Source organism: Stenotrophomonas sp. GD03794 (genome assembly GCF_029842145.1).
GTDB classification, from domain to species: Bacteria; Pseudomonadota; Gammaproteobacteria; order Xanthomonadales; family Xanthomonadaceae; genus Stenotrophomonas; species Stenotrophomonas riyadhensis.
Genome location: NZ_JAOCFV010000039.1, coordinates 1 through 12669, shown reverse-complemented (window position 1 = coordinate 12669; position 12669 = coordinate 1). Strand labels below are relative to the sequence as shown.

Annotated in this window: 15 protein-coding genes; 13 read left to right on the top strand and 2 right to left on the bottom strand. The window is 64.0% G+C overall.

The annotated features are described in order from the left end of the window. Positions 1-202: 202 nt before the first annotated feature. Together N5D91_RS17585 and N5D91_RS17580 are read right to left on the bottom strand one after the other, a co-directional pair. Entirely contained in the window at positions 203-688 is a 486-nt protein-coding gene (locus tag N5D91_RS17585) for an Mpo1-like protein (RefSeq protein WP_153854691.1), read from the bottom strand. Positions 689-907: 219 nt separating this feature from the next. After that, entirely contained in the window at positions 908-1834 is a 927-nt protein-coding gene (locus N5D91_RS17580) for a phosphoribosylaminoimidazolesuccinocarboxamide synthase (RefSeq protein WP_162622101.1), read from the bottom strand. A 144-nt stretch (positions 1835-1978) separates the two neighbouring features. On the opposite strand from N5D91_RS17580, the gene N5D91_RS17575 reads away from it, so the two are divergent. From N5D91_RS17575 to N5D91_RS17515, 13 genes are all read left to right on the top strand, one after another. Next, a complete protein-coding gene (locus N5D91_RS17575; protein WP_014038745.1) occupies positions 1979-2308 on the top strand; it encodes a DnaJ domain-containing protein in 330 nt (109 codons plus the stop codon). Positions 2309-2338: 30 nt separating this feature from the next. Further along, the gene (gene rpe, locus N5D91_RS17570; protein WP_180854043.1) at positions 2339-3013 is read left to right on the top strand and encodes a ribulose-phosphate 3-epimerase; all 675 of its coding nucleotides are present in this window, start codon (positions 2339-2341) and stop codon (positions 3011-3013) included. A gap of 57 nt (positions 3014-3070) precedes the next feature. Beyond that, positions 3071-3553: a GNAT family N-acetyltransferase gene (locus N5D91_RS17565; protein ID WP_164161310.1), complete on the top strand. Its 483-nt coding sequence runs from the start codon at positions 3071-3073 to the stop codon at positions 3551-3553. 130 nt (positions 3554-3683) lie between these two features. Further along, positions 3684-4451: a TIGR04255 family protein gene (locus N5D91_RS17560; RefSeq protein WP_164161308.1), complete on the top strand. Its 768-nt coding sequence runs from the start codon at positions 3684-3686 to the stop codon at positions 4449-4451. Continuing rightward, positions 4444-5037, top strand: a complete 594-nt coding sequence (locus tag N5D91_RS17555) for a hypothetical protein (RefSeq protein WP_180854042.1) — start codon at positions 4444-4446, stop codon at positions 5035-5037. Before N5D91_RS17560 ends, N5D91_RS17555 begins: the two co-directional genes overlap by 8 nt. Before the next feature lie 15 nt (positions 5038-5052). Continuing rightward, positions 5053-5739, top strand: a complete 687-nt coding sequence (locus tag N5D91_RS17550; RefSeq protein WP_164161305.1) for a hypothetical protein — start codon at positions 5053-5055, stop codon at positions 5737-5739. Positions 5740-5986: 247 nt separating this feature from the next. Further along, entirely contained in the window at positions 5987-6940 is a 954-nt protein-coding gene (yegS, locus tag N5D91_RS17545) for a lipid kinase YegS (protein ID WP_180854041.1), read from the top strand. Between the two features lie 198 nt (positions 6941-7138). Beyond that, on the top strand, positions 7139-8614 hold the full coding sequence (trpE, locus tag N5D91_RS17540) for an anthranilate synthase component I (protein WP_049443910.1): 1476 nt from the start codon (positions 7139-7141) through the stop codon (positions 8612-8614). Positions 8615-8681: 67 nt separating this feature from the next. After that, positions 8682-9470 carry an SIMPL domain-containing protein gene (locus N5D91_RS17535; RefSeq protein ID WP_110713970.1) on the top strand — a complete coding sequence of 263 codons (789 nt, stop codon included), beginning with the start codon at positions 8682-8684 and terminating at the stop codon, positions 9468-9470. 2 nt (positions 9471-9472) lie between these two features. After that, complete coding sequence (locus N5D91_RS17530; protein WP_014648668.1) at positions 9473-10060, top strand: aminodeoxychorismate/anthranilate synthase component II; 588 nt, start codon at positions 9473-9475, stop codon at positions 10058-10060. Between the two features lie 16 nt (positions 10061-10076). Beyond that, positions 10077-11108: an anthranilate phosphoribosyltransferase gene (gene trpD / locus N5D91_RS17525; RefSeq protein WP_110713969.1), complete on the top strand. Its 1032-nt coding sequence runs from the start codon at positions 10077-10079 to the stop codon at positions 11106-11108. A gap of 74 nt (positions 11109-11182) precedes the next feature. Continuing rightward, positions 11183-11977 carry an indole-3-glycerol phosphate synthase TrpC gene (gene trpC, locus N5D91_RS17520; protein WP_106550927.1) on the top strand — a complete coding sequence of 265 codons (795 nt, stop codon included), beginning with the start codon at positions 11183-11185 and terminating at the stop codon, positions 11975-11977. Continuing rightward, a partial coding sequence (locus tag N5D91_RS17515; protein WP_279922717.1) for a haloacid dehalogenase-like hydrolase occupies positions 11974-12669 on the top strand: 696 nt, incomplete at its 3' end. The genes trpC and N5D91_RS17515, both read left to right, overlap by 4 nt.

Below are 12669 nucleotides of genomic sequence, written 5' to 3'. Positions count from 1 at the left end.
TGCTGCGGTCCCTCCCCGGTTGCCCTCGGGGGACACCCTACGCCCACGCAGGGAGACCGCAGGCCCTGTCGCACAGGGGCTGCCGTCGACGGGCGGGCGATGGGGAACGGATCACCGGTGCAGGCTGGCAGGGCCGTCGTGGAGTGCGGGTGACGGAATCTGCCCGTTCAGGAAACGAGGGGCGCGGTCGGCCACGGGCAGGTCAGTAGCGCCAGTCGAGCTTGCGGTAGAACTTGGCCATCACCCAGGCCGGGCCGATCAGCAGGTAGGTCAGGTCGGTCAGGAAGCTGGGCTTGCGGCCCTCGAACTTGTGACCGATGAACTGCGCGATCCAGGCCACCACGAACACGCCCACCGCCAGCCAGAACAGATTGTGCAGGCCGATCTCGGCCTCCAGCAGGCGGCACAGGCAGCCGAACACGAAGAACTGGATGAGCATGCCGATGCCCAGCGGGCGCGACAGCTTGTTGTAGAAGCACCAGGCGCTGAACATCGCGAACGCCGACCAGATGCCGTACTGGAGCCAGGTGATCAGTGGCGGCAGGCACCACAGCAGGGCCACCACCGACCACAGGATTGCCGGGACCGCCACCACGTGGATGCGCTGGTTGATCACATTGCGGTGGTCGTCGGAGTAGCTGGCGAAATAGCGGTCGATCGGCCGCGCAAGCTCGGTGGATGTCTGCATGCTGCGTTGCTTCCTCGGACAACGGTAGTGCCGGCCGCTGGCCGGCAAGCCAGAGCATAGCCGAGTTCGCGAGGTTGCCGGCCAGCGGCCGGCACTACCCCAGGCAACCGGCAGTAGAGCCAGGCCATGCCTGGCTGCAGGTTCGCGAGGTTGCCGGCCAGCGGCCGGCGGTACCGCATTCAGAACGCCCCCAGCCAGACCGGCCGGGGGCGCAGGGGATCAGTCGACGCTGATCCCGGCCAGGCGCTGCAGCGCCTCGGCGTACTTGGCGCGGGTGCGCTCGATGATCTCGGCCGGGATGGTCGGGCCCGGGGCGGTCTTGCCCCAGTCCAGCGTCTCCAGGTAATCGCGCACGAACTGCTTGTCGTAGCTCGGCGGGCTGGTGCCCACCTCGTACTCGTCGGCCGGCCAGTAACGCGAGGAATCCGGCGTCAGCATCTCGTCCATGATGTACAGGCGGCCATCGGCATCGGTACCGAATTCGAACTTGGTATCGGCCAGGATGATGCCGCGCTCGCGGGCGTAATCGGCGGCGAACTTGTAGATGCGCAGGGTGGCGTCGCGCACACGCTCGGCCATCTCGGCACCGACCTGCTTCACCATCGCATCGAAATCGATGTTCTCGTCATGGTCGCCCACGGCGGCCTTGGTCGAGGGGGTGAAGATCGGCTCAGGCAGCTGCTCGGCCTGGCGCAGGCCGTCCGGCAGGTCGATGCCGCTGACCTTGCCGGTGCGCTGGTAGTCCTTCCAGCCGCTGCCGATCAGGTAACCGCGGGCGATCGCTTCCACCGGCACCGGCTTCAGCTTGCGGGTGACTACCGCGCGCTTGGCGTACAGGGCCGGGTCCACGCCTTCGGGCAGCACGCTGGCCACGTCGATGCCGGTCAGGTGGTTGGGCATCAGGTGCGCGGTCTTGGCGAACCAGAAGTTGGAGACCTGGCAGAGCATCTCGCCCTTGCCCGGGATCGGGTCGGGCAGGACCACGTCGAACGCCGACAGGCGATCGGTGGCCACCATCAGCAGGTACTCGCCCGGCGGGGTTCCGGCTGGCAGCCGCTCGCGCGGGATATCGAACACATCACGCACCTTGCCGCGATGGCGCAAGGGCAGGCCGGGGAGATCGGATTGCAACAGCGTGGTTGGCACGGGCACTCCTGGGGCGTTGTCGATACGGCTGCTGCCCAACGGACCCGGCGGGCCCGCTGACCAGCGGGCGGCCTAGTGTAAAGCGGTCCGGGCCCGCTGTGACGTAAAATGAGCGTCCATTTCGTCGGTCGACCCCGGAGCGCCATGCGCTGGTACGGAAAACTGCTCGGATTCATCGCCGGCGCCCTGCTGTTCCGGCCCAATCCGCTGTTCGGCGCGGTGGTCGGCCTGTTGATCGGCCACGCCTTCGACTCGGACTGGTTTCGCCTGAACAAGGAGAACCCGTACCGGGAGCTGGGGCTGACCTCCGAGGCCACCGATGCCGAGGTCGAGCGCGCCTACCGCAGGCTGATCTCGCAGTACCACCCCGACAAGCTCGGCGGCGCCGCCCCCGAGCTGCAGCAGCAGGCCGAGCAGAAGTCGCGGCGGATCAATGCCGCCTACGACCGCATCAAGACCCTGCGCAAGCGCTGACCCACTTTCCCCTCGTTGCAAGGCCCGGCCATGTCCAACTGCCTCATCGCCCCCTCCATCCTGTCCGCCAACTTCGCCCGCCTCGGCGAGGAAGTCGACAACGTCCTCGCCGCCGGCGCGGACTGGGTCCACTTCGATGTGATGGACAACCACTACGTGCCGAACCTGACCATCGGCCCGATGGTCTGCCAGGCCCTGCGCAAGCACGGCGTGACCGCGCCGATCGACGTGCACCTGATGGTCGAGCCGGTGGACCGCATCATCCCGGACTTCGCCGAAGCCGGTGCCACCTACATCAGCTTCCACCCGGAAGCGAGCCGCCACGTGCACCGCACCATCCAGCTGATCCGCTCGCTGGGCTGCAAGCCGGGCATCGTGCTCAATCCGGCCACGCCGGTGGACATCCTCGACTGGGTGCTGGATGACCTGGACCTGGTGCTGCTGATGTCGGTCAACCCGGGCTTCGGCGGCCAGGCCTTCATCCCCTCGACGCTGGACAAGCTGCGCGTGGTGCGCAAGATGATCGATGCCAGCGGCAAGGACATCCGCCTGGAGATCGACGGCGGCGTGAAGGCCGACAACATCGGCGAGATCGCCGCCGCCGGCGCCGATACCTTCGTTGCCGGTTCGGCCATCTTCAACGCCAAGACCAGCTACCAGGACGTGATCGCGCAGATGCGCGCGAATGTCGCTGCGGCACGCTGACAAAAAAGGGACGGAGGGGATTAAGCTCGCCTGATTCCCCCCATCCCTTTTTCGCCCATGGCTCTGTTGAACATCCGTCCGGCCACTGTGGCTGATGCCGGCCTGATCCTGCATTTCATCCGCGAACTGGCCATCTACGAGAAGGCCGAGCATTCGGTGCAGACCGATGAGATCGGCATCGCCGAGAGCCTGTTCGGCGCCGATGCCACGGCCCGCGCGCTGATCTGCGAAGTCGACGGCGAAGCGATCGGCTATGCGGTGTACTTCTACAACTACTCCACGTGGTTGGGCCGCAAGGGCATCTACCTGGAAGACCTGTATGTCAGCCAGGAAAAGCGTGGTGTGGGCGCCGGCAAGGCGCTGCTGAAGTACATCGCACGCCAGGCCGTGGCCGAAGGCTGCGGCCGTTTCGAATGGTCGGTGCTGGACTGGAACACCCCGGCCATCGAGTTCTACACCGCCGCTGGTGCCACGCCGCAGGACGAGTGGACGGTGTACCGGCTGCAGGGCCAGGCACTCGCGAAGTATGCTTCCGCGTAATGGTTCGAATTGCCAATCAATTGTCGCTTGTTCTGGTACAGTCCGCGCTAGGTCCCGTACTTTTCTGTCGTTTGTTCGATGGATAGGGAAGTTGGTGATAATTGGATTAAGAGAAATAGGATGACTAATGATGGCTAATGTGCGTCTTCCGGCTCGTTTAGGGAAGGAACCCCTGATTGATGTGGTGTTCGGAATGTCATTTGCATTTAATTCGATAGTTGAGCACATGCTGCCTGGCGTGTTGCTGTCTGTTTTTTCTGCAAACAGTTCTGAAGCTAAGCCGACTATTGAAGTTCTTCCAATTGCCCAATTGCCATCTTCCGTTCGTGGTAGCGAGCCTGGCTTGAGGCGTGCGCCGTCATTGAAGATATCTATAGATAATAGTTACGCTGTTCTTGTGGGCTCCCGATGGCTGGGGATTTCCTGCCTTATGCCCTACAGGGGGTGGGGGGATTTCAAGTCAATGATAGAGAAAACAATTCAGGCCCTGGCTTCGTCGGCTTCGGTTTCTCAAATAAATGGATATTCTCTTAAGTACGCTGATTTCATGGCGGATGAAGATGGTATTCCTGCGCTTGAGTCATTCAATGCGAAGGTGAGGATTGGTTGTGAGGATTTAATTAATCAGCCGCTTCAGCTGAAGGTTGAAATGGAGCGGGAAGGGTTTGTGAGTGTGGTGACATTGTTCAGTCGAGCGGCGCGAGCGGATTCTGATGGGGTGCGTTTGCACGGTGCCTTGCTCGATGTGGACGTCCACAAAAATATTGATATGGATCTTGAGGGTTTTGTGGCCGGTGCGGGAAGCCTGCTGGATGAGATTCACTCAGCGAACAAGCGGCTCTTTTTTGAGCTTCTTAGTGAGCAGGGGTTGGCGCGCTTGGAGCCCGTCTATGAGTAGCGCGGCGATGCTATCGGTAGGGCCCGATTCTACAGAGCTAGGGTGGCTGCCGTTGTTTGGAGATGTTCGCCCTGTTGAGCAAGTATCGACACTGGCATACCGAACGCTTACAGGTGCTGACTTTTATGCGCAAGAAGTAAGTGGAATTATGCGGGGGTACATTAATTATTCCTACTTGCCTCGCGATCTTGGTCTTCAGTTATCTAGTGATTTTCCGTGGGGCCAGGTCTTTCAAAGAGGAGAAATTAGTTCACTGGTGGTTGGGCTTGAGGGGGAATGGAGTGGCCAGCCGGAATGGATCGCCGAAGTAGTGAAAGCTTCCAGGGATTGTTCGAAGCACGAGGTGGTTAACTTGGTGTCTCGCATGACCTCGGATGCGAAGGCGTTGGGGCGCGTTGATGATTTTGATTGCTTGGATCTGGTTCCCGTTGATGAGTTGCCAGCTGTTGTCTCCTTAGCTATTGCAAGGAATACATTTACATTTCGGAAAGAATTGAGCACATGGGAAGACTTGGTAGGGCGGCTTAAGGCTCATCTTGACGAATTGAGATTGGACTCTTCCAATCTCCTTCGTGGACTGCTGTAGAAAGGAGGGGCATGGATGCAAAGGTTCAATGGAGAATCCTGGCCCGCACCAGACATGCTTTTTGGTTTGGTCTTGAGTTTGTCTTCGCCTGAGCGTGATCAGTTTCATGTGGCAGTGTTTTTTCGCGACGAGGTAGGCGCAGTACTGATGTATGGGGATTTGCAGTGGCATCTTCGCGCAAGGTGCTCTGAGGCGGTTGCTCGCGATCGATACATTTGGGTGTGCCCACGTCTAGGCGAATTCGATCAAATTCTCCTTGCATCCAAGGCAAAAATATGGCTGGAGAATAATCCTGATACAATTCCTTATTCAGTATCTCACCCTATGGGTGGAGTCATGTTTAAGGATGACAAATGGGCAGGAGAGGCGCCGGGTATGGGATTGACCTGCGCAACCTTTGTTGTCGCGCTTTTTGATGAGCTGGGTATTCCATTTATCGATTCTTCCTCTTGGCAGGAACGCGATGGGGATGCTGAGTGGAAGAGCGAGATTCTGATGTACTTGCGTAATTGCCCGGGCGTTGCGCCTGAGCATGTTGAGGCTCAGATGAACTCCCTTGGGGCTACAGTGAGAATTCGGCCGAGCGACGTATTCGCAGCGGGAAGGAGCTTGACGGGGTCAGAGACGCGACCAGGCCTGTGTTTTGAATTGGTTTCTAGGCAGGTTGGTGAAGTTGAAGATCTGTTGCGCTCGTTTCAATAGCATTGAGCGAGCATTTCTCGATTATATTGTTTTATTTTGTGTGGATGAAGCCTATCGAACGGGCAAAAAAAAGCCACGCCAATCACTGGCGTGGCCTCGCTGCATGCGTGGGAGGCTGATCCTGCCTCCATCCGTCGTCCCTGCTATGGCCTTCCATTCTCCGGCAACTGAATGACACCTGCGTGACATTCACTGCGGACAAACGGCGCATTGCTAGCCTGTGCCACCCCCGTCCTGGAAGCACCGCATGAGCACCCCGCGCTGGCGCCTGATCCTCAACGGAAAATCCGCAGGCAATGACGCGCTGCGCGACGCGGTCGGTCATTGGCGTGGGCAAGGCGTGCAGCTGGACGTGCGGGTGACCTGGGAGGACGGTGACGCCGAGCGCTACGTGGCCGAGGCCATCGATCATGGCGTGGACGTGATCGTCGCTGCCGGTGGTGATGGCACGCTCAGTGCCGTGGCCGAGACGCTGGCGCACCGTGAGGAAGCGGCAGATGCGTTGCCCTCGCTTGCACTGATTCCGATGGGGACCGCCAACGATTTCGCCACCTCGGCCGGCATTCCGACCGCGCCGAAGGAGGCCTTTGCCTTGATCGCGCAGGCGGTGCCGCACGCCATCGATCTGCTGCGCGTGGACGCCGATGGCACGCCCTGGTGGTGCGCCAATCTCGCCAGCGGGGGCTTCGGCACGCAGGTGACGGTGGAGACCGATGCCGGCTTGAAGAAGATGCTGGGCGGGCTGGCGTATGTGATCACCGGCATCGCCAAGCTGGGGCGGATCGAGCCGATCCATGCGCGCCTGTCGGGTCCGGATTTCGCATGGGAGGGCGACTTCATCGCGCTCGGCATCGGCAATGGCCGCCAGGCCGGTGGTGGCCAGCAGTTGTGCCCGCAGGCACTGATCGATGATGGGCAGCTGGACGTGACGGTGCTTCCGGAGCTGGAGGGTGAAGTCACCGCCACGCTCGGCCAGATGCTGAAGTCGGGCACCCAGGCCGCACTGGAACAGCTGGCAACGCGCGCGCGCCTGCCGTGGCTGCAGGTGGAATCCGAGCGCCCGTTGACGCTCAACCTGGACGGCGAACCGGTACAGGCCCGCCAGTTCCGCATCGCGTGCGTGCCGGGCAGGGTACGGATGCATCTGCCGACCGGATGCCCGTTGCTTGCTGGGGCCTCTGCTGAGAATGCCCCGGCGTAGCGCCGGTCTCCCTGGCCGCCCCGGGGCGGCCCGTGGTTCAGTTTCACAGGGTTCCCCTCCCGTCCAAGCTGCGATACAGTCAAGGGGTGTCCAGCCTGACGACCCCGCATACCCTTTCTTCCGCACGCCGTTGGTGGCGATGGTGGCCCGTTGCCGTCGTCCGCCCCCATAACGCTGTGTCCCGGAAGGAAAGTCGTCTTGAACTCGCACGCTCAGTTTCAGCTGCAGGCCGCTGAAGGCCACACCCATATTCCCGTCGTCCGTGAAGTGCTGTCCGACCTGGACACGCCGCTTTCGGTCTATCTGAAGCTCGCCGACGGCCCCAATACCTACCTGTTTGAATCCGTCGAAGGCGGCGAGCGTTTTGGTCGTTACTCGATCATCGGCCTGCCGGCGCGCCGCGTGTACGCCTTCCACGGCCACACGCTGACCGTGCGCGAAGACGGCCAGGTGGTGGACACCCGCGAGGTGGCCGACCCGTTCGCTGAAGTCGAGGCGCTGCGCAGCGCTCACTCGGTGCCGAAGCTGGAAGGCCTGCCGGGCTTCACCGGCGGCCTGGTCGGCTGGTTCGGTTTCGAGTGCATCGGCTACATCGAACCGCGCCTGGCACCGCCGGCCGGTCGCGATGAACTGGGCACGCCGGACATCCTGCTGCTGGACTCCAACGAGCTGGCGGTGTTCGACAACCTCAAGGGCCGGCTGTACCTGATCGTGCATGCCGATCCGCGTGTCGACGGTGCCTTCGAGCAGGCCCAGGCACGCCTGGATGCATTGACCGCCAAGCTGCGCGCACCGGGGGCCGGCTATCCCGCGCCGCTCAACAGCGACGTGCTGGACGAGTCCGATTTCGTCTCCGGCTTCACCCGCGAAGGCTTCGTCGATGCGGTCCAGCGCAGCAAGGAATACATCCGTGCCGGCGACATCTTCCAGGTGGTGCTGAGCCAGCGCCTGAGCGTGCCGTTCAAGGCGCGCCCGGTGGATGTGTACCGCGCGCTGCGCGCATTGAATCCCTCGCCGTACATGTATTTCCTCGATGTCGGCGACCTGCAGGTGGTCGGTTCCTCGCCGGAAATCCTGGTGCGCCTGCAGGATGGCGAAGTCACCGTGCGTCCAATCGCCGGCACGCGTCCGCGCGGTGCGACCGTCGAGCAGGACCTGGCGCTGGAAGCCGAGCTGCTGGCCGATCCGAAGGAACGTGCCGAGCACCTGATGCTGATCGACCTCGGCCGCAACGATGCTGGTCGCGTATCGAAGGCCGGCACCGTGGAAGTGGGCGAGCAGTTCGTGATCGAGCGCTACAGCCACGTCATGCATATCGTCAGCGAAGTGACCGGGCAGCTGCAGCCGGGCCTGAGCTACGCCGACGTGCTGCGCGCCACCTTCCCGGCCGGCACCGTCAGCGGTGCGCCGAAGATCCGTGCGCTGGAAGTGATCCGCGAGCTGGAACCGATCAAGCGCAATGTCTACGCCGGCAGCATCGGCTACATCGGTTGGCACGGCGATGCCGATACCGCGATCGCGATCCGCACCGCGGTGATCAAGGATGGCCGCCTGTACGTGCAGGCCGGCGCCGGCATCGTCTACGACTCGGACCCGGACAAGGAATGGGACGAGACGATGAACAAGGGCCGCGCGCTGTTCCGCGCCGTCGCCCAGGCCGCCAAGGGCCTGTAAGCCTGCCTCGCCACGGCCGCTGCGCCGTGGTCGTTCCGCCGTTCCCGTTCAAGACAAGGAGTACTGCATGAAGCTGCTGAGCGCATTGCTGTGGTCGTCACTGCTGGCCACGATGGCCCCGTCTGCGTGGGCGCAGGCCAATACCATTCCCTCGCAGCCGCACCTGCTGGTGAAGGGCGAGGCGCGCCGCGTGGTGATGCCGGACCGGTTCGGCCTGCAGTTGAACATCGAAGAGACCGACATGGATGCCGACGCCGCGCGCCGCCGCGTGCAGGACAACGTCGCGCGAGTGCTGGCGCTGTTCAAGCAGAACAAGGCGGTGGAAGGCAGCGTGCGTGCGGACAATCTGCGGATTGGTCCAGCCCATCGCTACGACAATGGCAAGCAGGTCTTCATCGGTACCCGCGTGGCGCGCCAGCTGCGTGCGAGCTTCGCCAGTGTGCAGGCCATGCAGGCAACGCTGGCTGCACTGAAGGCCAACGAGAACCTGCAGGTCAGCAGCGTGGCCCCGACCTACTCGGGCGAAGTGGCGCTGCGCCGCGAACTCAAGGGCGAGGCCGCGGCCAGGACCCGCGAGTCCGCACAGGGCCTGGCCAAGGCCTACGGCACCCAGCTGCGAGGCCTGTACAGCATCTCCGACGTGGCCCCGGACTTCGCCTATGGCATCCAGGCCGGCCGATGGCCACAGCCGGTCGAGGGTGAGGTGAGCGGCGTGCCTGAGCCACGCCTTACCGATATCACCCTGACCGGCAGCGCTGCAGCGCCCGCACCCATGGCACCGGAGTCGATCGAGGCCGGTCCCATCACCTACACCGAAAACGTGTACGCCATTTTCCTGATAAGCGACGGAACCTGACCATGTTGTGGATGATCGACAACTACGACAGCTTCACCTACAACCTCGTGCAGTACCTGCAGACGCTGGGCGCCGAGGTGAAGGTGGTGCGCAACGATGCGATGAGCGTGGACGAGATCGCCGCGCAGAAGCCCGAGCGCATCGTCATCTCGCCCGGCCCGTGCACGCCCAACGAAGCGGGCGTGTCGCTGGAGCTGATCCAGCGCCTGGGCCCGACCACGCCCATCCTCGGCGTCTGCCTGGGCCACCAGGGCATCGGCCAGGTCTACGGCGGCACGGTCATCCGTGCCGGCAACATCATGCACGGCAAGACCTCGCCGATCCGCCATGAAGGCAAGGGCGTGTTCGCTGGCCTGCCGGACCGCTACCAGGCCACCCGCTACCACTCGCTGGTGGTGGACAAGAACAGCCTGCCGGACTGCCTGGAAGTGACCGCCTGGACCGAGAACGACGACGGCTCGATCGAAGAGATCATGGGCCTGCGCCACCGCCAGTTCCCGGTGGAAGGCGTGCAGTTCCATCCCGAATCCATCCTCACCGAACACGGCCACGCCCTGCTGCGCAATTTCCTGCAGCGTCCGGCGGCCTGATCCAAGGAGCATTCCCATGAGCTTCTCCCCCCAGGAAGCCCTGCAACGCACCATCGAGCACCGCGAAATCTTCTTCGACGAAATGGTCGACCTGATGCGGCAGATCATGCGCGGCGACGTCTCGCCGATGATGACCGCCGCGATCCTCACCGGCCTGCGCGTGAAGAAGGAAACCATCGACGAGATCGCCGCGGCGGCCACGGTCATGCGTGAATTCGCGCTGGCGGTGCCGGTGGCCGACAGCACCCACCTGGTCGACATCGTCGGCACCGGTGGCGATGGCTCGCACACCTTCAACATCTCTACCTGCGCGATGTTCGTCGCCGCTGCGGCCGGTGCGCGCGTGGCCAAGCATGGCAACCGCAGCGTGTCGTCCAAGTCCGGCAGCGCCGATGCGGTGGAAGCACTGGGTGCGGCCATCGAGCTGCAGCCGGCCCAGGTGGCCGCGGCGATCGAGCAGACCGGTATCGGTTTCATGTTCGCGCCGATCCATCACCCGTCGATGAAGGTCGTCGCGCCGGTCCGCCGCGAGATGGGCGTGCGCACCATCTTCAACATCCTTGGCCCGCTGACCAACCCGGCCAGCGCACCGTCGGTACTGATGGGCGTGTTCCACCCCGATCTGGTGGGTATCCAGGCACGGGTGCTGCGCGAGCTGGGTACCGAACGCGCCATGGTGGTCTGGGGCCGCGACAACATGGACGAGATTTCGCTGGGCGCCGGCACCCTGGTGGGCGAGCTGCGCGATGGCAAGGTGCGCGAGTACGAGATCCACCCGGAGGACTTCGGCATCGCCATGTCGGCCAGCCGCAACCTGCGCGTGGACAGCCCGGAGCAGTCCATCGCCATGCTGCGCGCGGTGCTGGACAACCAGCCCGGCCCGGCGCTGGACATCGTGGCCCTGAATGCCGGCGCCGCGCTGTACGTGGCCGGCGTGGCCAGCGACATCGGCGACGGCCTGGCCCGCGCCCGTGCCGCCATTGCCAACGGCAGCGCCCGCCAGCGCCTGCAGCAGTATGTGGAGACCACCCGCGCGCTGGTTGCCTGAGCGCGCGGTTCAGCCTGACCCTCTTGATGGCCGATAATGGCCGTCCTCACCGCCCCCGCACCGAACCGAAGACGATGAGCGACATCCTGCAGACGATCCTGGCCCGCAAGGCCGAAGAAGTGGCCCAGCGCCGCGCCCAGCGCCCGCTCGAGGAGCTGCAGGCCGCCGTGGCCAGCGCCCCGCCGGTACGTGGCTTCGTGCGCGCGCTGCAGGCGGCGGTGGCCAACGGCGACCCGGCGGTGATTGCCGAGGTGAAGAAGGCCAGCCCCTCCAAGGGTGTGATCCGCCCGGACTTCCGCCCGGCCGACATCGCGGTCAGCTACGAGTTCGGTGGCGCCAGCTGCCTGTCGGTGTTGACCGACGTGGACTTCTTCCAGGGCGCCGACGCCTACCTGCAGCAGGCCCGCGAAGCCTGCACGCTGCCGGTGCTGCGCAAGGACTTCGTGATCGACGCCTACCAGGTGTACGAGGCGCGCGTGCTGGGCGCCGACTGCATCCTGCTGATCGTCGCCGCGCTGGACGACACCCAGCTGGCCACGCTGTCCGAACTGGCGTTGTCGCTGGGCATGGACGTGCTGGTGGAAGTGCACGACATCGACGAGCTGGAGCGTGCGCTGCAGGTGCCGGCGCCGATGATCGGCATCAACAACCGCAACCTGCGCACCTTTGAGGTGTCGCTGCAGACCACGCTGGACATGCAGAAAGCGGTGCCGCGCGATCGCCTGCTGGTCACCGAGAGCGGCATCCTCGGTCCGCAGGACGTGGCGCTGATGCGTGATGCCGGCATCCATGCGTTCCTGGTCGGCGAGGCCTTCATGCGCGTGGAAGAGCCGGGCGAGGGCCTGCGTCAGCTATTCTTCGCGGCATGACAACGCACTATCCAACGCCGCGCGAGGATGCGCCGCTGGTGGTCTTCGACTTCGACCACACCCTCTACGACGGCGATTCGGGTACTCACCTGTTCGCTTCGCTGATCAAGCGCAACCCACTGCGGATGCTGGCAGCGCTGCTGGTCACGCCGATCGCCGGGCCGCTGGTGGCGATGCTGCCGACGCGTCGCACCGGCATTTCGGTCTATGTGTGGATCGGCAGCTTCGGCCTGCACCGTGCGCGTGATTTCAACAAGGTGATCGACGCCTACGTGCTGCGCAACGAGGCGCAGATGCGCGCCAAGCTGCTGCCGCAGGCGCTGGAGGTCTTTGCTGCGCACCGCGCCAAGGGCGACCGCGTGGTGGTCGCTACCGGCGCGCCGCCGGAACTGGCGCGCGCGATCCTGGCCTTCGTGGCCCACCAGGACGTGCCGGTGATCGGCACCGAGGTCGGCCCGCGGCTGGGCGGCGTCGGCCCGACCCGCCACTGCCACAACGAAGAGAAGATGCGCATGCTGCGCGAGCGCGGCTATGGCGACATCGACGTCGCGTACTCCGACAGTACTGCCGACCTGCCGCTGCTGCTGGCCGCCAAGGCGCCGGTGGTGGTGAACCCGAAGCCGAGCCGCGTGGACTTCTTCCGCCGCGTGCTGCCGGCCGGCACCCGCATCCTCAACTGGGGCTGCGTGGAC